Origin of the sequence: Methylophilus rhizosphaerae (assembly GCF_900100975.1) — a bacterium.
Lineage (GTDB): Bacteria > Pseudomonadota > Gammaproteobacteria > Burkholderiales > Methylophilaceae > Methylophilus > Methylophilus rhizosphaerae.
This window is the reverse complement of the sequence record NZ_FNFX01000002.1, coordinates 387401-406628: the sequence shown is the minus strand read 5'-3', so window position 1 is coordinate 406628 and position 19228 is coordinate 387401. Positions and strand designations below refer to the sequence as shown.

Sequence of the window (19228 nt, the reverse complement as noted above, 5' to 3'; positions counted from 1 at the left end):
GTTGCCGCTATGTCTTCATTGTTTGAGCCACAAACGCCGTCTTCCGTCCCGCTGGCGGAACAACTGCGCCCTAAAATACTGGATGAAGTCGTCGGCCAGACGCATCTGCTCGGGGAAGGAAAACCTTTGCGGCGTGCGTTTGAATCCGGCAAATTACCTTCCATGATTTTATGGGGGCCGCCCGGCGTTGGTAAAACGACGCTGGCGCGTCTGATTGCACACACCGCAGATGCCGAGTTTGTGCCATTGTCTGCGGTGTTGTCTGGCATTAAGGATATCCGCGAAGCCGTGGAACGGGCAGAGTTGACCCTGCAGCAAACCGGCCGCAATACCATTCTGTTTGTGGACGAAGTGCACCGTTTTAACAAAGGCCAGCAGGATGCTTTCCTGCCGTTTGTTGAAAGCGGCTTGATTACCTTTATTGGCGCCACTACGGAAAACCCTTCATTCGAAGTCAATAGCGCCTTGTTAAGCCGTGCGCAGGTATTCGTGCTCAATGCGCTGACTGAAGAGGAACTGGCGGAATTGCTGGAGCGCGCTCGGCTGAAAGTGGCTGCCAGCGTGCAACTCACCGACTCGGTCAAGGAGCAGGTATTAGCTTATGCCGATGGCGATGCCAGGCGTTTGCTCAATTTTGCCGAAGGCCTGTTTAACGGTGCTTTATCTGCCAGGATGAGTGAGATTGATGACGCCTTTTTGCAATCGACCATGGCCAGCAAGCTGCGCCGGTTTGATAAAGGAGGGGAAGCGTTTTACGATCAGATTTCCGCCCTGCATAAATCAGTGCGCGGCTCCAATCCGGATGCAGCTTTGTACTGGCTGACGCGCATGCTGGATGGTGGTGCGGATCCCTTGTACCTGGCGCGACGTATTATCCGCATGGCGTGGGAAGATATCGGCCTGGCCGACCCGCGTGCCATGCAGATTGCCAATGATGCTGCGTTGACGTTTGAACGCCTGGGCAGCCCGGAAGGCGAGCTGGCGCTGGCACAAGCCGTGATTTACCTGTCCGTGGCCGCCAAGAGCAATGCAGGTTATATGGCCTATAACCAGGCCAAAGCGTTTGTGGCGCAGGACAAGTCGCGGTCAGTGCCGCTGCACCTCAGGAATGCGCCGACCAAGCTGATGAAAGCGCTCGATTACGGGAAAGAATACCGCTATGCACATAATGAACCTGATGCGTATGCGGCAGGCGCGCAATACTTCCCTGATGATTTGGTGCCGCCACAGTTTTACCAGCCCACACCGCGTGGATTGGAAGGTAAAATAGGCGAAAAATTAAATCACCTGAAAGAATTGGATAGAAAAGCCAAAAGCAAATAAACCGCCGATGAACGCAGATACACGCCGATTTTTACTCAAGAGAATGCGGATCTTCATGTTTTTATCGGCGTGTATCTGCGTTTATCGGCGGACTTTAAGTAAGAAAGAATATATGCTGGATATACAACAACTTAGAAACGATTTGGACAATGTGGTCGCGCGCCTGAAAGCGCGTAAATTTGATTTCCCGGCTGATGAGTTCAAGGCACTGGAAGCACAACGTAAGACTGTTCAGACCAATACCGAAAACTTGCAGGCCAAACGTAATACTGCTTCCAAGCAGATTGGCATTGCCAAATCCAAAGGTGAGGATGCCAGTGCGATTCTGGCGGAAGTGGCTGGCTTGGGCGACGAGCTGAAAGCCGCAGAAGCGCAATTGAACGAGATTCAGGCCAATATGCAGGCGCTGATGCTGAATGTGCCGAACTTGCCGCATGACAGTGTGCCAGTGGGCCAGGATGAAGCACAAAACGTGGAAGTGCGTCGCTGGGGTACACCACGCAGTTTCGATTTTGAGGTGAAGGACCATGCCGATGTTGGTGCGCCACTGGGCCTGGATTTTGATACCGGGGCCAAGCTCTCAGGTGCGCGCTTTACCCTGATGAAAGGGCAGATCGCCAAGCTGCACCGCGCAATTGCCCAGTTCATGCTGGATACGCAAACCGACAAGCATGGTTACACCGAATGCTATACGCCGTATATGGTTAACCGCGAAACCCTTGTTGGTACAGGTCAATTGCCGAAGTTTGAAGAAGACTTGTTTGCCACGCCACATAATGACAGCAAGTTATACCTGATTCCCACTTCTGAAGTGACGCTGACCAACACGGTACGTGACGAAATTGTGGCACTGGACAGCTTGCCGATCAAATTGACTGCGCATACGCCTTGCTTCCGTTCCGAGGCCGGTTCTTATGGCCGAGATACCAAGGGCATGATCCGCCAGCACCAGTTCGATAAAGTGGAAATGGTGCAGATTGTGTATCCGGAAAACAGTTACCAGGCACTGGAAGAGATGGTTGGCCATGCCGAAGCTATCCTGCAGGCGCTGGAACTGCCTTACCGTGTGGTGTCGTTATGTACTGGTGATATGGGCTTTGGTGCGGCTAAAACCTATGACCTGGAAGTCTGGTTACCAGCGCAGGATACCTACCGTGAAATTTCTTCAGTGTCTAACTGCGAAGCCTTCCAAGCGCGTCGCTTGCAGGCACGTTTCCGTAACGCTAATGGCAAACCTGAGTTGCTGCATACCCTGAACGGTTCCGGCCTGGCCGTCGGGCGTACGCTGGTGGCGATTCTGGAAAACAACCAGAATGCGGATGGCAGCGTCAGCATTCCTAAAGCATTGCAGTCTTATATGGGTGGCAAGACGGTGATGACGGCTTAATCAAGCTGCGCGACTGTCGTTCCAGTCATGGACGTTGCCTGAGGTGCCCTGGCTAACAACCAGGGCATTTTTGTGTCTGCAATCTTGTAGGGGTCCAGGCCGGGATCATAGGCAGGGAAATATTTCTGCATGATCTGGTAATAACTGCGCACCAGCTCGGTGTAAATCACCGGTGCGCCGCAGCTACAGTAGCCATGTTTCACAGTGACATAGTGTGCCGGGTCGTTCAGCAGTTGGTAACCCCGTTTGACATCGGCCCAGCTATCGGGGTTTAGCCCCAGCCTCTGGGCAATGATGCGTGCATCTTCCAGATGGCCTACGCCGTTGTTGTAAGCGGCCAGTGCCATAAATGTGCGGTCAGGCTCGGGGATTCTTGCCGGGATACGGTCTTTCATCCACAACAGGAATTTAGCGCCGGCCATAATACTTTGTTTAGGATCCAGCCGGTTAGTGACATTCATCATGTTAGAGGTTTGTTCAGTCAGCATCATCAGGCCGCGCACATTAGTGGGAGAGGTGCTGTAATTATCCCAGTGTGATTCCTGGTAGCTGAGCGCCGCCAGCAGGCGCCAGTCAATGTCGGTGACTTCCTGTGCGCCTTTAAATAGCCGGATATATTGCGGTAGCAAGGTGCGAGATTTGCTCAGGAAAGTAGCCACATCCATCTGTTTCAATCGCTTGGTGTGACCATAGTAACGATCCAGCAGATTGCGCAGCGTGCCATCTTTTTCTATGGCTTTGAAAAAAGCCTGTACCTGTTTCAACCGGTGTTCACCGGAAAGTTTATTCAGCGCCCAGGCGATATTGTCTGACTGGCCTAGCATCAGGCCGGCATCCAGTTGCGGATACAGGTATTGCATGATGGCCAGCAGGTGGTTGTCTGCCACGGTGAAATCAATTTCGTCGCGCGCCACCGCTTCTATCAATTGCTCCGAGCTGAGCTTGTCGGTTTCCCGCCAGATCAGTTTCGGGTTTTGCGCCTGTAATTCACGCATTTTCTCTACAAAACTGGTGCTTCTGGGTAAGACAATCCTCTTGTCCAGCAACGCTTCCGCTTTGGTGGGGGCGCTATTCTGGTCGCGGTTATATACCACCATCGCCTGCACCTGGTGAAAGGCCGGGCCAAACAGCACTTGCCGTTTGCGCGCAGCCGTGATGCTGATATCTGCCGCCGCAATATCTGCCCCGCCTCGCAACAGGGTGGGAAATACTTTGTCGAAAGTATCCACCACAATGACTTCGAGTTTGTAAGGTGGGCCCAGAAAGGTCACGAACCGTTTGGCCAGGTCGTATTCCAGGCCAGCGTAATTATTCTGGCTATCAATAAAATAGGTGTCCGGGCTATTAATGGTGACAAAACGGATGGTGTAAGGATCCGGTTTTGCCTTGACCTGTGGCGACTGGCTGGGCGGCTCCGCCTCACTGCAGGCGACAAGGGTACCGCACAGGCAGGCCAGCAGCGCCCACTGCCATGCGACACACGCGGAAATCCCGGAAAGAAAACGCATCATGCAGGTGCGATGCGACTAGGCGCGGATATCGACCTTACCTTGATCGGCAATCAGGACGGTACTTGCCAGGTGGGGGAAAATGCCATGTTCAACCACGCCGGGAATATTGTTGAGCAGGGCATTCAATTGATGTCCATCCATGCCTGCGTCAAAACGCATATCCAGCACCAGGCTACCATAGCTGGTGATGCTCAGGCCATCCTTGGCAGCATTGGGACGCAAATCGCCGATACCCCCAATGGCTTCAATGCTGCGTTTGGCGGCTTGCCAGGCAAATGGTATGACCTCAATCGGAATCGCATAGTTTTCCCCAATACGGCTTACCAGTTTGCTTTTATCTGCGACCACAATAAACTGCCTGGCGGCCTTTGCCAGTAGCTTTTCCATGACCAGGTCGTAGCCGCGGCCTTTGAGCAGGGTGTTGTCGGCGGTGATTTCATCAGCGCCATCCACATACAGGTCGATCTGGCTGAGCTGGGATAAACTCAGCACTGTAAGCCCCACCGATTGCGCCTTGATCATGCTGATATTGGAGCTGGCGACGGTGGCCACGCGCAGTTTCTCCTGTTGCTGGCGTGCAGCCAGCGCCTCGATGAAATAATTGGCGGTAGAGCCTGTGCCCAACCCCACAATCATATCGTTTTTAACGTAGCTGGCGGCTTCTAGCGCGACGACTTGTTTATCATTCATTATGTCTGTTCTCCGTGCCGGGAAAGGGCGCCCCATTTGTGTCAATGCGTGGCAGGACGCTGTGATCGCTCCAGCGTCCCTGTCATGCAGCGAATACAGCCAGTGGGCGCTTGCAGTTATAATAACAAACTACTCGGCAGATTCGCCAAGAATTACTCGTTAAACCTGGGCAATAAGATTTAAATTTTTATGGCAGTTTCACTTCCCGTTATCGGGCATCCACAGCGTTTCTCTTTTCATAGTCAGGGGTTAGACAGCCAGGCATTGGCTGAATTGGCCATCGCGTTAAAAGCCACGCCGCATCCGCTGGTGATCCTGACCGCCAATGCGTTTGAAGCGCAGCGCCTGATGGAGGAGATTCCTTATTTTGGCAAAGGCATACAGGTACATCTGCTGCCGGACTGGGAAACCTTGCCGTATGATGTGTTCTCGCCGCATCCAGACCTGATTTCAGAGCGGCTGGCAACGCTGTACCAGTTAAGCCAGAACCAGAGTGATGTGGTGATCGTGCCGATTGCGACCGCCTTGCTGCGGTTGCCGCCGGTCGCTTACCTGGCTGCACATACGTTTATGCTGAAAAAAGGCCAGACGCTGGACGTGGAGGTGTTGCGCAACCAATGTGCACAGGCCGGTTACCACCATGTCAGCCAGGTCATGAGCCCGGGTGAGTTCAGCGTGCGTGGTGGCCTGGTCGATTTATATCCCATGGGCAGCACATTGCCATATCGCATTGATTTGTTTGATGACGAAATCGAGACCATACGAACCTTTGATATTGATACCCAGCGCAGTGTTTACCCGGTACCTGAAATCCGCATGCTGCCGGCGCGGGAATTTCCCATGGATGAAGCGGCGATTACGCGTTTCCGCAGTCAGTTCCGGGAGTATTTCGAAGGTGATCCGCAGCGTGCCAAAATTTACAAAGACGTGAGCAAAGGCACGCCAAGTGGCGGCGTGGAGTGGTATTTACCGCTGTTTTTTGAGCAAACGGCGACTTTGTTTGATTATCTTCCCCAGCAGACCGTGCTCTGCTTGCATGGTGACTTGGATAAGGCCGCACAAACCTTCTGGGCCGATGCCAGCAGCCGTTACCGCCTGATGGCCCATGATGCCGAAAAACCGATTTTACGGCCGGAAACCCTGCTGCAGAAGACTGACGAATTCTTCAGGCAGACACATGCTTTTGCGCTGGTGCATCACCAGTTGCAAACCACGACGAGCATGCCAACAGTGGATGTTGACCGTCGTGCCGACCAGCCTTTACATAAATTACAGGCGTTCATAAACCAGTTCAGCGGGCGCGTGCTGATCGCAGCAGAAAGCCTGGGCCGGCGCGAAACCATCGCGCAATTATTCAGCCAGCATGGCGTGACCTTTTCCCTGGCGGAAGACTGGGCCGGGTTTGCCGAAAGCCAGTTCCCGGTCATGCTGGGTGTGGCGCCGTTACATCAGGGCTTTGTGGATGGTGAGCGGGCTGTCATTACCGAGGCCGAGCTATATGCTGGCACCGTGCGCCAGCAGCGTCGCCGTAACCAGGAAAAAGCGCGCAATGCCGAAGGCATGCTCAAGGACTTGTCCGAATTACGCCTGGATGATCCGGTGGTGCATGAGCAGCATGGCGTAGGGCGTTACAAAGGCCTGGTCAATATCGATTTCGGCGAAGGTGAAACCGAGCTGTTGCTGATTGAATATTTCGGTGAAGACAAGTTATACGTACCGGTCTCGCAGCTATTCCTGATTTCACGTTATTCCGGTGGCCCGCCGGAAAGCGCGCCCTTGCACCGGCTGGGTAGCGGGCAGTGGGAAAAAGCCAAGAAAAAAGCACTCAAGCAGATTCGCGATACGGCAGCTGAGTTGCTTAATTTATATGCACAACGCGCTGCACGCCGTGGCCATGCGTTTACCCTGAGCCTGCATGACTATGAAGCTTTCTGTGAAGGCTTCCCGTTTGAGGAAACACCAGATCAGCTGGAAGCCATCGAAAACGTGATTAAAGACATGCAGTCTGGCAGGCCCATGGACAGGCTGGTATGTGGTGATGTCGGCTTCGGTAAAACCGAAGTTGCCTTGCGTGCCGCGTTTGTTGCTGTGATGGGTGGTCGCCAGGTGGCTGTGCTGGTGCCCACGACTTTGCTGGCCGAACAGCATTACCAGAACTTCGTGGATCGTTTTGCCGAATGGCCGATCAAGATTGCCGAGATTTCCCGTTTCCGTACCGCCAAAGAGCAGGCTGAGGCACTGAAAGGATTGGCAGATGGCAGCATTGATATCATCATCGGTACGCACAGGCTGATCCAGAAAGATGTGAAGTTCAAGAACCTAGGCCTGGCGATCCTGGATGAAGAACACCGTTTTGGTGTGCGCCAAAAGGAGCAGATGAAAGCGCTGCGAGCTGAAGTCGATGTACTGACACTGACGGCGACGCCGATCCCACGGACATTGAGCATGGCGATGGAAGGTTTGCGCGAATTTTCGGTCATTTCCACGCCACCGCAAAAACGCCTGGCGATTAAAACTTTCCATACCGAATATTCCGAAGGCATTATCCGCGAAGCGGTGATGCGTGAATTCAAGCGTGGCGGACAGGTGTATTTCCTGCATAACGAGGTTGATACCATCTATGTGATGAAGGAAAAGCTGGAGAAGTTTTTACCCGAAGCGCGGATTGTGATCGGTCACGGCCAGTTACGCGAACGCGAACTGGAACATGTGATGCGCGACTTTTACCAGCAGCGTGCCAACCTGTTACTGTGTACCACCATTGTTGAAACCGGCATTGACGTACCAACTGCCAACACCATGATTATCAACCGGGCGGATATGTTCGGCCTGGCGCAATTGCACCAGTTACGTGGCCGCGTTGGCCGCAGCCATCACCAGGCTTATGCCTACCTGTTGACTGATCCGCATCGCACGATTACGCCGCAAGCACAAAAACGGCTGGATGCCATCCAGCTGCTGGAAGACTTGGGGGCTGGTTTCCACCTGGCCATGCATGACCTGGAAATCCGTGGCGCAGGGGAGTTGTTAGGTGACAGCCAGAGTGGCGAGATGCAGGAGATAGGCTTTAACCTGTATTCCGACATGCTGAACCATGCTGTCAAACAACTCAAGGCCGGCAAGGAACCTGACCTGGATGCGCCATTAGGGGTCACCACCGAAATCAACCTGCATACGCCAGCCTTGCTGCCGAACAATTACTGTCCGGATGTACATGAGCGCCTGGTGCTCTACAAACGTCTCGCCAATTGCGAAGACGATGAAGCGCTGGATGTGATGCAGGAAGAGCTGATTGATCGTTTCGGCTTGCTGCCGGAGCCTGGCGAAGCCTTGATTGCCTGCCATCGCCTGCGTATTGCCGCCAAACCATTGGGCATTGTCAAGATTGATGCTTCAGATGCCGCGATTCAGCTACAATTCAATCCGAAAGCAGATATTGATCCTATGAAACTGATCAACTTGTTGCAGCGTGACAAGCGCTGCCGCATGAACGGGCCGGATAAATTACGTGTGACCGTGCAGTTAGGGAATCTCAATCACCGTGTAGAACTGGTGAAAACACTTTTGAAGGAATTCAGTTAATGCTAGAAAAAATCATGGCCGCCATCGTCACCTGGATTATCGGGGTGATCTCTACCATGGGCTACGGTGGTGTGGTGTTGTTAATGGCGATTGAATCTGCCTGTATTCCATTGCCTTCAGAAATCATCATGCCATTTGCCGGTTTTCTGGTGTCCAGGGGAGAACTGACGTTATGGGGGATCGCCCTGGCGGGGGCGATTGGCTGTGTGCTCGGGTCGATTCCGGCGTATTACCTCGGCATGTACGGCGGGCGTCCATTGGTGGAAAAATATGGCAAATATGTGCTCATCAGCAAAAAAGACCTGGATATGGCTGACCGCTGGTTTGCCAGTTACGGTGAAATTATTATTTTTATCGCCCGGTTGCTACCTGCCGTGCGTACCTTTATCGCCTTTCCGGCAGGAGTGGCGCGCATGAATATAACGCGCTTTATCGCTTATACGTTTGCTGGCTCACTGATCTGGTGCTGGGTGCTGGGTTATATCGGCATGAAAACCGGCGAGCATTGGGAAGACCTGAAAGTTTACTTCCATGAGTCACATTACGTGATCGCCGCACTAGGTGTGGTATTCCTGGCGTGGTATGTACGCCGGCACTTTAAAAACGAGCAATCTTAAGCGATTTGCCGCCGTTAAATGCGGATGAACGCCGATGATACAGGGGCGTTATCGGTGTGTACCGGCGGTTAACTGATCGTTTCATTTCCAACTCACTACCTGATCCATCGCGCGGCGCGTTTTTTCTCGTGGCGCATGTTTGCGGTAGCCAAAAGCGACCATATACGCCAGGCCATATTCCTGTAGATTAACGCCAAACTGTTCCGCCAGCAGGGCATCGGTTTCTTTCTGCTTGAACCCTTCAATCGGGCAGCTATCTATGCCGCGCATGGCAGCTACTGTCATCATATTGGCCAGCGGCAAATAACACTGTTTGGCCGCCCAGTCGAACAGTTTGCGTTCATCGGTCAGGTCAAAGTCAGATTGCTGGAACTGGGTATAAAAGCCCAAACGTGTTTCGGCTACCTCTTGTGGATGGTGCTGTACTTCACGCATGAATTTTGGCAAGTAAGGGCCATCCGGTTTCAGGAATGGTGATTTCATTGCCAGGCACAGTACAAAGTGGCTGGCGGTATCCAGCTTAAGCGGTGCGCCCCAGGCATGTTGTTTCAGGGTTTCACGTAGCGTTTTGTCCTGCACCACAATAAAGTGCCAGGGCTCGAAACCAAATGAGCTTGGTGACAGGCGGGCGGCTTCCAGTATGAGCTCAAATTCGTCCTGGGGGATTTTTTTACTGGCGTCAAATTCCTTGCAGGCATGACGGAACTGGAAAGCATCCAGGATTTGCTGTTTTGCTATCATCTTTGATCCTTTACTCAATGGTGACTATTTTACCAATACTCAAAAACAGAATGGCTATGTTTACTGGCAGGCCTTCCTGCCGGAATAACTGCGCATACGCTGCCAGTTGCGGTTTAAATGTGCCTGCCAATGCGCTCAAGGAGTCATGTTCGGTGACGGGCATGGATTTGTAATCCACGATCCAGCGCACGCCGTCTGCGACAAAGGTGCGGTCTATGATTTTTTTACCCTCCACCAGTTGTTCAATGGCCAGTTCTGACGCTGCCTGCGGATGCGGTTGTAACACCCACTGGCCATCGGCAGATTGCAGCGTGGTAGTCAGCAAACGTGCTACTTTTTTTGCGCCATCTGTCGCATCACTTTCCTGGTAACCACGCTGTTTGAGCCAGCGCTGCATAGCCACCAGATAATGTGAAAACTGGTTTTTGACAGCATCCTGCCAGGCGGTTAAACCTTGTCCGACCACCAGTTGCAGGTAAAGATGGGCCAGGGTGCCGATGTCTGCTTCCAGTATTGCGATTGTGGTGTCTGCAGTGTCTGGTGCATAGCCGGAAAGTATCGTCGTTCCTGTAGCGGCTTGCAGAATTTCTGGCGGTGCAGGTTGCCGCAAGCGAATAAGCTTGGGGACAAACTGACGGATGTCGGCTTCAGTCTGTGTTGTTGTGGCGCGTGCCACAATGTCGTGTTCCGGCGTAAACCGGGTATTCACCGCTGGCCACAGCAGATGCAAAAAGGTGTTTTTGCGCGGCTGTGGCTGACCGTCTTTATCTATTTTTGCGGCACCCAGCAGATGCAGTTGCCGTTCGGCGCGCGTGGCGGCGACATAGAGCACGCGGGCATCTTCATAAGCGGCGCGTGTTTTGTCCAGGTCGTTTAAATAATCATAGGTGGTGATGGTTGCTTGCTGGCGTTTGAGTGCGGTGGGTACAAACGGCGCGGCCACCAGTTCGGTGTGGCCATCTTCCATCGGCACTTCTTCCCAGATCACCAGCTTGGCATCATCCGGCGGATTGCTGCCATCTAGGCCGGGCAGGATCACGGTGTCAAACTCCAGCCCTTTGGATTTGTGGATGGTCATGAACTGCAAACTGGCATCTGCTTTGGCGTCAGGTGCGGCGTAGAGTTTTTGCACATCTTCTGCCAGCGCTTGCGGGTTAAACTGGCCGTGTTGTTCCAGCGCGGCGATACGGGCGAAAAAGGCCTGCACATCCTGCACATCGCTTTCATTCCATAAACAGTCGGCACCCCCCAGTCGCAGCCAGGTGTTATGCACCCAGCGGCTGACCGTGGTGCGGCCTCGCCACTGTAATGCGTTTTGCATGACGTCGCGCACATGGAGTGCACGCGCCTGGCCATCTGCACTTAAACGGGCAAGGATCTTTTCGTCGCCCAACAGGCTAAGCACACTGCGCTGGCCATCCTGGCCTATCAGTGCATGCATGTCAGCCAGTGTGAGCCCGCACCAGGGTGCACGTAGCAGTGCCAGCCAGTGCACGCGATCGGCGCGTTGATGCAGCGCATGTGTCAGCGTGAGTAAATCCTGCACAATCTGTCGGTTAGCCAGTTCTTCAATTTCCACCGCCTGGAAACTTAACTCGCTGTGATTTCTGCGCATTTCTGTCACCAGTGCATGCAAATGTTTGCGCGCACGCACCAGCACGGCAATGCTGGCGTCAGGTTTATCGGCACGTGTTTGCTGGATGATGCGGATAATCTGTTCAGCTTCCAGGTGGCGGATATCGGCCGGTTCTTCGTCTTCGCTATTCACTGGCGTGATCAAGGGATGCACAAATACGCCCGCACCCGTGGCCTCGGCCCGCGTGGCGACAAACGGCCGGTAGGCAATCGCGCCTTGCTGTGGCGCATCGCGCGCAGGCAGCATGCCGGCAAAAGTCTGGTTGATCCAGTCCACTACAGGCGGACAGGAGCGGTTGTTGCGCCATAGTTTGAGCGGTGTCAGCGCAATATCGGCGATGCCGTGCAACGCGGCATTGAGGAACAGGCCGACATTGGCCTTGCGGAAGCGGTAAATCGACTGCATGGGATCGCCGACGGCAAACAGCGTGCGGCCATCGCCCGGCTGCCAGCCGCGTGTCAGTGCCTTGAGCAGGTCGATCTGCATCGGGCTGGTATCCTGGAACTCATCGACCAGTAAATGCTGGATACGGTAATCCAGCCGCATGGCCAGTTCGGTGGCTTCATCACCTTCTTGCAGTGCCTGGAAGGCGCGTTGGGCGATTTCGACAAAGTCGACTTCATTTTGCGCCTGAAAGCACAGCCATAATTGTGCGGCAGCAATATTCAGTAGCTGGCTCAGTGCCTGAATCATGGCGTCGTCTTCGCCATTGGCATCCGGTAACAGGCGGATGCGCGCCAGGTTGCGCTCGCTGTCACTGTGCTGGGCGAGGCCAGCCAACATCTCAGTCAGCGCTTCTTTGTACGGCTTGGCCTCATCGGTGGCAGGCAGGCCCATGTTTTTATCCAGCCGTTTGCGCAAACCACCGCTGCTGGTCAGCAGCAATTCGGCCAGTGTACGCCAGCCTGGCAAATCTTCGATGCTGGCTGTCAACGGTGTCTGCCAATCCAGCAGGGCAGATAAAGCATGCTCAGGCGGCAACTGGCTGGCGGCATAGCGCGCAATCGGCATCAGTGCTTGTTGCAGGCGCGCGGGGATGGCTGTCAGTACTGCCTGTAATTCAGTTTCTATCAGATAAACCAGCGCATTTTTCGCCTGGTCATGCTCTTTGGCCTGGCTTAAATGCAGCCATTGCTCACGCTTGGCCAGCATGGACATGAGCAGGCTTTCCAGCCTGGTCTGGTCGTTATCCATATAACGCAGCACGCGGCACACCGGTTCGCCCAGGCTATCGTCATCCATGGTCTGCAATGTCAGGCCAGCCGCTTCACGGTAATAGGCCCAGGCATCTTCAGTGACCGCCGGTTGTGTGCCAAAACGGCTCAATAAAGGCATTTGCCGCGCCAGGTTGGCACACAGCGAGTCGATGGTGTAAATACGCAGGCGTGCCGGGCTTTCCAGCAAATGCCATTGCAACTCCGCCGAGCGTCGCAAGGCTTGCTGGCCTAACGCATAGGTGATTTGTTTGTGTGGTGCTTCCGGCGGCACACCAGTGGCTGCAAGCAGCAGGCTATCGAGGATACGCGCCCGCATTTCCGACGCGGCCTTATTGGTAAAGGTGATGGCGATAATTTCTTCGGGTGCCTGTACGGTTTGCAGCAGCTTGAGAAAACGCTGCGTCAGCAACTCGGTTTTACCGGCGCCCGCCGGGGCTTCGACAATAAAGGATGCCACGTCTAGTGCACGTTCACGGTTGGCGGCATCCAGCGCCAGTGCTTGCTGGAAGTCAACCTCTGTCATTTTCATGCGGCACCTCCTGCCTGAAGGTGCTCAAACTGTAACTGTCGCTCGGGCAGGCGCAACAAGGGCAGCACATCGCAATAGCCCAAGTCTTGTTCAGACTCAAATACCACAGCGGCTTCACCGGCTTTGAGCGCTTGCGCCGTGCGTGTGATCTGCGTGTGCCAGTGCGCGAGGACAGATGGCCAGTCGGGGAACTGCGCAGGGTCAAACAATTTATTTTTCTCGTGGTTAAAGGCTTTGATACCGGGCACGATATCGTCCTCGGCAGCGACGCCAGCGAAGCCGCCATCCGTCAGGCGCAGCTTGCCAAAGCAGACGGCGGCAATGTCGGCATCCTGTAGCAGGAAGGCCGCGTAAATCGGTAATTGTGGTTCGCTGATTTTGTCCGAAGCCCAGTTTTTAAAATCGGGCATGCTGCCTGTTTTGTAATCGATCACCACCAGACGGCCATCGTCCAGCGTGTCAACGCGGTCAATCACCAGTTTGACCTGTATGCCTTCAATCAGTGGTTTGAATACTTGTTCGACCGAAGTCACGGCAAATGCTTGCGGACGTTCGCGTTCGACCTCCCATAACCAGGTCAGTGCCAGTTTACTCAGGCGCTCGGCTTCCAGCTGGCAAAACACGGCAGAGAACGGTTGGGAAAATTCGCTATTAAAGGCAGCGATGACATCTGCGGCAATCTGGTCAAGTTGGATTTTCAGCGCTTCTGTACTGACGGTTTGCCAGTCCAGCCTGGCTTGCTGTGACCAGAACGCCGCCAGCACGCGGTGTATGAGGTCGCCGCGTTGCATGGCATCCAGGCCATTGTGTGGCGTTTCCAGTTTGCGTGTCTTGAGGCGGTACTGGTAAAACGCCCAGGCCGGGCAGAGCGCCTGCGCACGCAGCAAGCCGGTGCCACCACTGATATGTTCGCCTTCCTGTATGGGCGGTGCCTGGTGGTCATCCAGCCATTGCCAGTCCTGCTGGCTATTGCGTGCCAGGGTTTCGGCCAGCGTATTTGCCCCTGGTGTCGCGGTGGCTTCAGTAATGGCCTGGATAAGCGGGCTGAGACGCAACAGGCGATCGCCTTCTTTCTCCGCATGGGAAAAAATGACGGTGTGTGCCGAGCACAGCAGTCGCTGGTGGATCTGGCTGGCAAACGCAATCTGCACTTCGCTGCTGGCATTGGGCGTGCCGGCCTGGCGTTGCAGTTCGGCCGGAATCAGCGCATTGGTGCGCGAGAGCGGCGGCCAGATATGGTCATTCATGCCCATTACCCACAGGCCATCCAGTGGTTGCGCACTGGCTTCCAGCATGCCCATCAGCGTGATATTCGGCATGCGTACGGTCTGCGGCTGGAAAATCTGTGCCTGGCATAGCTGCGACAAGCGGTGCAGCGCTGACATCGCATCTATATTGCCAAGCCAGGCATCCAGTGCTGCCAATTGGCCAAGCACACGTTTAAACGATTGCTGGCACTGATATTCATGGCTGGACAGGCTGCGTTCACCGGGCCAGTGGGTGGCTTCAAGGAGTTGGTTAATGCTGACCACCCAGGCAGAAGGCAGTTGTTTGCGTGGGGTTTGTTTCGCCAGGGTAAGCAAGACATTTAAATCCGCATGCAGTGCCGGGCAAAGGATAGGGTGGAGATCCTGCTGTTTCTGCTCAACAAATCTGCTGAACGTTGCGTTTCTTACTTGCAATGGCAGTTGCTGGCGCATTTCGGCATCCAGCGCTGCGCGGGCGTCGGCTTCGGTACGGGCTTGTGACCAGTAGATGTCGCCGAGCAGGGCTGAAAGTTCAGGTTGGGTAAATGCCTGCTGCTGGAAAGCCAGCCTGAGCAGGCCGAGGGCAGTGGTGACTAGTGGCCAGCGGTTCAGGGGCAGGCCCAGTGAAAACTCATAGCAGCGCGGTATGTCTGCCTGTGCGGGATGTAGTGCTTCAGGGTGAAAGACGTCATCCAGCAGGTTGGCCAGTGTTTCTCGCAGGGTGTCCAGTTCCGGCACCACAATCGCCAGCCTGGCTGCCGGATTGACAGCGAGTTGCTGTTGCGCCCAGTACACGGCAGCGCGGCATTCGTCCATGGACTCGGCAAAGGCCATGCGTTTGACGTCTGTGGCAGTGATGCCATTTTCAAAGATCTCTACATTGACATCCCTTGTTTGCAGAGTGTCTATCAGCGCTTGCAAGTGCGGGTTGATACGGTCAAATCCGGCCAGCTGGAGATGGCCAGGTAATAGCAAATCATGCTGTTGCAATTGGGCCAGTTGCCAGGCCTGGTAGCGTACGCTTTCCAGGTAGCCGCTTTGCCTGCACAACTGCTGGAACTGCTGCCGCCATTGCATGAACTGGCGGGTTTCTTCGCTGGCGTTGTCCATGTCCAGGCTGATATTCCATTCGATCAGGTAGCGGTTGGCTTCGATGGCGGCGCTGGCCAGGCCGCTGGTATTAAACAGTTCGGTCGCTTCGTGGCGCTTGAGGCAATGCTGGATCGCCTGTTCCCAGAGCAGCGCCTCCTGTGTGGGCGAAAGCACCCCTAACGGCGCTTGCGTGGCGTCTATCTGTCCGCACAGGATGGCGTGTTCGGTGAGCTGGGTCAGCCAGTCCTGTAGCGGATAGACCGGGGTTGCCTGCCATTGTGACAATCCCTGCTGCTGGTAATCTTGTTGCAAGCGTTGGCGTATGCCTTGTGCCAGGCGCGGTGAGGCACACAAAATCACTTTTGATGAAGTGGATGGATCAGGTTGAACGTGACTGGTCATGCCATTGCGTTGCGATAAGAGTTAACCGGAGGGCTTATTTTATAAGATAATGCTGTCCATCATCGCTAAAACTTTGGGAGAGGGTAGATGTCGGCGTTCAAGCACTTTTTGAAGGGATGTTTGTTACTGATCGTGTTACCGGCCGGCTTGTTCATATTGTATACCTGGGGCAGCCTGAACTGGGTCTATTCTGATGGTGAAAGAATAGGTTACGTGCAAAAGCTGGCCCATAAGGGCTGGATATGCAAAACCTGGGAAGGGGAACTGGTGCTGGTGACGGTGCCGGGTACGCAGGCCGAGAAGTTTTACTTTACCGTACGCGATCATGCTGTGATCCAGAAGGTCAATCAACTGGCGGGGGAACGTGTACGCCTGTTATACAAAGAGCACAAGGGTGTGCCTTCCAGTTGCTTCGGCGAGACCAGCCATTATGTCTATGATGCGCAGAAAGTTGACGACGAGAAATAAAGCAGCTTGCCGCTGCAATGAGAAATGCTCCCGACCGGGAGCATTTTTTTTGTACTACCATGGGATGTGGATCAGGCAATCAGGCGTAAATGTTCCTGTCTGCCACGTTCCTGCATCTGTTCCCGGATTTTAAACTGGTTGACCGATGTGACCAGCGTGTCCACCTGTTCCAGCAGGCTTTCTGCCGCGGCGGCCGCTTCTTCTACCAGCGCCGCATTCTGCTGCGTGGTTTCATCTATCGAGGTCATGGATTCGTAAATCTGTTCCAGGCCGCTGCTTTGCTGGTTGGAAGCCTCGGAAATCGCCTGAATGCTCTGCGAGACCTGTTGTACTGCCCCCACGATTTCCTGCATGGTCTGGCCGGCCAGCGAGACCTGTTTGGCACTGGCACTGGTTTGCGTGACGGAGGCAGCAATCAGTTCCTTGATTTCCTTGGCCGAGGCAGCCGAGCGTTTGGCCAGGTTGCGGACTTCGCCGGCCACCACGGCAAAGCCGCGCCCCTCTTCACCGGCACGCGCGGCTTCTACCGCGGCATTCAGGGCCAGGATATTGGTCTGGAACGCAATACTGTCAATCACGCCGGTAATCTGTTCAATTTGTGCCGAGGTGGCATTAATCGCCTGCATGGTGGCCGTCAGGGCGCTGAATGCCTTGCCACCCTGCAGTGCCATCTGGTTGGCCTGGCTGGCCTGCTGGTTGGCTTGCTGGGCGTGTTCGGCAGTTTGCCGGATATGGCTGGTCAGGGTTTCCAGGTTGGCGGATGTTTCCTGCAAGGCATTGGCTTGCGTTTCGGTGCGGCGGGAAAGATCATTATTGCCTTTCTCGATTTCGGCAGCGGCGACATGAATGGTTTCGGCGGCTATCTTGACGGTCTGGATAGGGGCGATCATACGTTGCAGGATTTCCTGCGAACCTTGCAGGACCTCCCTGAAATCCCCTGTATGGGTAGTGACATCGACCAGGCTGTAAAGCTGGCCTTGCTGGGCTTCGCCAGCAATCTGGCGCGTGTCATCTACCAGGCGGTTGACCGCATCAATACAAGTATTCAGATTGTCGATCAATACTTCAAAATCGCCATGGTATTCATTCTGGATAGGGTTGGGAATATCACCGGCAGCAATCCGCTTGACGCAATCGGCAGCGACATGCAGCGGTGAAACCACGGCATCCAGTGTCTGGTTGATGCCCTGGATAATCTGGCGGAAATCACCGGCATGCGCGTCTATATTGACACGGGTATCCAGTTTGCCCTGTTGTGCATCGGACGCCAGATGGTGTACATCGGCAATCAACTGGTGAATGGCGGCAGCACAATGCTGCAGGCTGGTTTGCATCAGATTAAAGTCGCCGACGAAATGTTCTTCGATAAGGGTAGGAATATGGCCGGCAGCCATTTCGTCCAGGTAGCGCGCCGTCGTTTGCAATGGTTCGACCACCGCATCCAGGGTCTGGTTAAAACCGGCCACAATCTGCTTAAACTCTCCGTGGTGACGGGCAATATCTGCGCGGGTAGCAAGTTGCCCCAGTGCAGCCGCGTGGGACAGGGTATTCACGTCTTCCATCAACCGTTTAAAGTTCTGGCGGACCTGCTCTATGCTTTGATTAATATAGCTGCGCTGGCCCGGGAATGCTTCCAGTGGCCGGTTGAAATCGCCCTGACCAAAAGCGGTCACGACTTGCAGGGACTTGGCCTGCGCCACGATATGTTCTTCCACCATCTGGTTGATGCCTTCAGTCAGGTGCTGGTAAGCGCCATTAAACTGCTGGCTGTCGATACGGTAATCAATCAGGCCGGCACTATGCTGGGCAGACATCTCGTTGAGGGCTTGCACAATGCGCTGGATGGTCGATTGCATGCGGTGCATTTCATGCAGCAAACGGCCGGTTTCATCATGGCGGGCAGGCGGCGCATGCGGGAGGAATTCACCGTTGGCAATCTGGTGGGACATATTCAGCGCCTGGTTCAGCGGACGGGTAATCGAGCGTGTCATTTTCCAGGCAATCAGCATCGCGATGACCACTGCAATGGCCAGCGCTACTTTAATCTGCTTGTTAGCCCTGGCAATGGTGGATGAAAATTGCCCCGAGGCATCGGTGACGCCGGCAATATTCATGTCCATCAGCAGCCGCAGCGAGTGGCTGAGAGGCTTGTCTGCACCTTTCACCGAAGCGTCTATCTCGGTCGCACCCATGCCTTCGTTTTTCAGTTCTTCGCTGCGCGTAATAGCGGTGCGGTAGGAAGAAACGGCGAGGGCAATATTGCCTAAAATATCCTTTTCCTGCTGGTTGAGCTCCCCTGCCGCCTGGTAGGCTGCCATCGCCTGCTCAATATCATCCATGCTTTGCCGGAACTTGGTCGCTTCACGGCCGCCGCGCAGGATATAGTTCTTGAAATGGTGTACGCCATCCCCCAGCCCTTTGCTGGCGTTTTCAATATGTGTCCTTTTGACCAGGTTGATGTTCTCGAAATGCTGCCAGGTGTGATGAATATGGTTGAAGCCACGCCAGGCGATAGCAAAAATGAAAGCAGTGAATAGAATGAGCAAGGCATATCCCAAAAACAAGCGGGTACCGACATTCAGGTGAGCGATGGATTTTTTCATGAATTCCTCTGGATAATGCGTGATAAACCAATAGCCGTACGCCGTGATGATGTTGCATGTCACGCAACGTACAAGTTGCATTACGTATAAAAAGAAGGGCACTTGAGCGTTTTAAAAAAAACTTCATAAAAAGTTCATATACGGCGCCAGCGGGCTGCTCAGGGATGGCAGCGGTAGCAAGGC

At 54.3% G+C, this 19228-nt stretch carries 11 protein-coding genes; 5 read left to right on the top strand and 6 right to left on the bottom strand.

The window, feature by feature from the left end:
• Positions 1 to 9 precede the first annotated feature (9 nt).
• A complete protein-coding gene (locus tag BLP53_RS05650; RefSeq protein WP_091471177.1) occupies positions 10 to 1323 on the top strand; it encodes a replication-associated recombination protein A in 1314 nt (437 codons plus the stop codon).
• A gap of 112 nt (positions 1324 to 1435) precedes the next feature.
• Positions 1436 to 2710 carry a serine--tRNA ligase gene (gene serS / locus BLP53_RS05645; RefSeq protein WP_091471176.1) on the top strand — a complete coding sequence of 425 codons (1275 nt, stop codon included), beginning with the start codon at positions 1436 to 1438 and terminating at the stop codon, positions 2708 to 2710.
• Here the strand turns inward: serS and mltF are convergent.
• Positions 2707 to 4218, bottom strand: a complete 1512-nt coding sequence (gene mltF, locus BLP53_RS05640; protein WP_091471175.1) for a membrane-bound lytic murein transglycosylase MltF — start codon at positions 4216 to 4218, stop codon at positions 2707 to 2709. The two genes, serS and mltF, sit on opposite strands and share 4 nt — an antisense overlap.
• Positions 4219 to 4236: 18 nt before the next feature.
• A complete protein-coding gene (rpiA, locus tag BLP53_RS05635) occupies positions 4237 to 4911 on the bottom strand; it encodes a ribose-5-phosphate isomerase RpiA (protein ID WP_091471174.1) in 675 nt (224 codons plus the stop codon).
• Positions 4912 to 5100: 189 nt separating this feature from the next.
• Here rpiA and mfd point away from each other — a divergent pair, with 189 nt between their 5' ends.
• Entirely contained in the window at positions 5101 to 8493 is a 3393-nt protein-coding gene (gene mfd / locus BLP53_RS05630) for a transcription-repair coupling factor (protein ID WP_091471173.1), read from the top strand.
• On the top strand, positions 8493 to 9110 hold the full coding sequence (locus BLP53_RS05625; RefSeq protein WP_091471172.1) for a DedA family protein: 618 nt from the start codon (positions 8493 to 8495) through the stop codon (positions 9108 to 9110). The genes mfd and BLP53_RS05625 overlap by 1 nt, the downstream gene beginning before the upstream one ends.
• Positions 9111 to 9191: 81 nt before the next feature.
• Here the strand turns inward: BLP53_RS05625 and BLP53_RS05620 are convergent, their stop codons facing one another.
• From BLP53_RS05620 to BLP53_RS05610, 3 genes are read right to left on the bottom strand one after another with little or no spacing between them, the layout of a single operon-like run.
• Entirely contained in the window at positions 9192 to 9851 is a 660-nt protein-coding gene (locus tag BLP53_RS05620) for an NAD(P)H-dependent oxidoreductase (RefSeq protein WP_091471171.1), read from the bottom strand.
• Between the two features lie 10 nt (positions 9852 to 9861).
• A complete protein-coding gene (locus BLP53_RS05615) occupies positions 9862 to 13233 on the bottom strand; it encodes a UvrD-helicase domain-containing protein (protein ID WP_091471170.1) in 3372 nt (1123 codons plus the stop codon).
• Positions 13230 to 15974, bottom strand: coding sequence for a PD-(D/E)XK nuclease family protein (locus tag BLP53_RS05610; protein WP_091471169.1), 2745 nt, complete (start codon positions 15972 to 15974; stop codon positions 13230 to 13232). Before BLP53_RS05610 ends, BLP53_RS05615 begins: the two co-directional genes overlap by 4 nt.
• 87 nt (positions 15975 to 16061) lie before the next feature.
• Here BLP53_RS05610 and BLP53_RS05605 point away from each other — a divergent pair, with 87 nt between their 5' ends.
• Complete coding sequence (locus BLP53_RS05605) at positions 16062 to 16442, top strand: hypothetical protein (RefSeq protein WP_091471168.1); 381 nt, start codon at positions 16062 to 16064, stop codon at positions 16440 to 16442.
• A gap of 71 nt (positions 16443 to 16513) precedes the next feature.
• Here the strand turns inward: BLP53_RS05605 and BLP53_RS05600 are convergent, their stop codons facing one another.
• Positions 16514 to 19045: a methyl-accepting chemotaxis protein gene (locus BLP53_RS05600; protein WP_091471401.1), complete on the bottom strand. Its 2532-nt coding sequence runs from the start codon at positions 19043 to 19045 to the stop codon at positions 16514 to 16516.
• Positions 19046 to 19228: the final 183 nt, after the last annotated feature.

Excerpts from the sequence above, each read along its gene's own strand:
- BLP53_RS05650 (WP_091471177.1), top strand. The coding sequence starts at position 10 with ATGTCTTCATTGTTTGAGCCACAAACGCCGTCTTCCGTCCCGCTGGCG.
- serS (WP_091471176.1), top strand. The coding sequence starts at position 1,436 with ATGCTGGATATACAACAACTTAGAAACGATTTGGACAATGTGGTCGCG.
- mltF (WP_091471175.1), bottom strand. The coding sequence starts at position 4,218 with ATGCGTTTTCTTTCCGGGATTTCCGCGTGTGTCGCATGGCAGTGGGCG.
- rpiA (WP_091471174.1), bottom strand. The coding sequence starts at position 4,911 with ATGAATGATAAACAAGTCGTCGCGCTAGAAGCCGCCAGCTACGTTAAA.
- mfd (WP_091471173.1), top strand. The coding sequence starts at position 5,101 with ATGGCAGTTTCACTTCCCGTTATCGGGCATCCACAGCGTTTCTCTTTT.
- BLP53_RS05625 (WP_091471172.1), top strand. The coding sequence starts at position 8,493 with ATGCTAGAAAAAATCATGGCCGCCATCGTCACCTGGATTATCGGGGTG.
- BLP53_RS05620 (WP_091471171.1), bottom strand. The coding sequence starts at position 9,851 with ATGATAGCAAAACAGCAAATCCTGGATGCTTTCCAGTTCCGTCATGCC.
- BLP53_RS05615 (WP_091471170.1), bottom strand. The coding sequence starts at position 13,233 with ATGAAAATGACAGAGGTTGACTTCCAGCAAGCACTGGCGCTGGATGCC.
- BLP53_RS05610 (WP_091471169.1), bottom strand. The coding sequence starts at position 15,974 with ATGACCAGTCACGTTCAACCTGATCCATCCACTTCATCAAAAGTGATT.
- BLP53_RS05605 (WP_091471168.1), top strand. The coding sequence starts at position 16,062 with ATGTCGGCGTTCAAGCACTTTTTGAAGGGATGTTTGTTACTGATCGTG.
- BLP53_RS05600 (WP_091471401.1), bottom strand. The coding sequence starts at position 19,045 with ATGAAAAAATCCATCGCTCACCTGAATGTCGGTACCCGCTTGTTTTTG.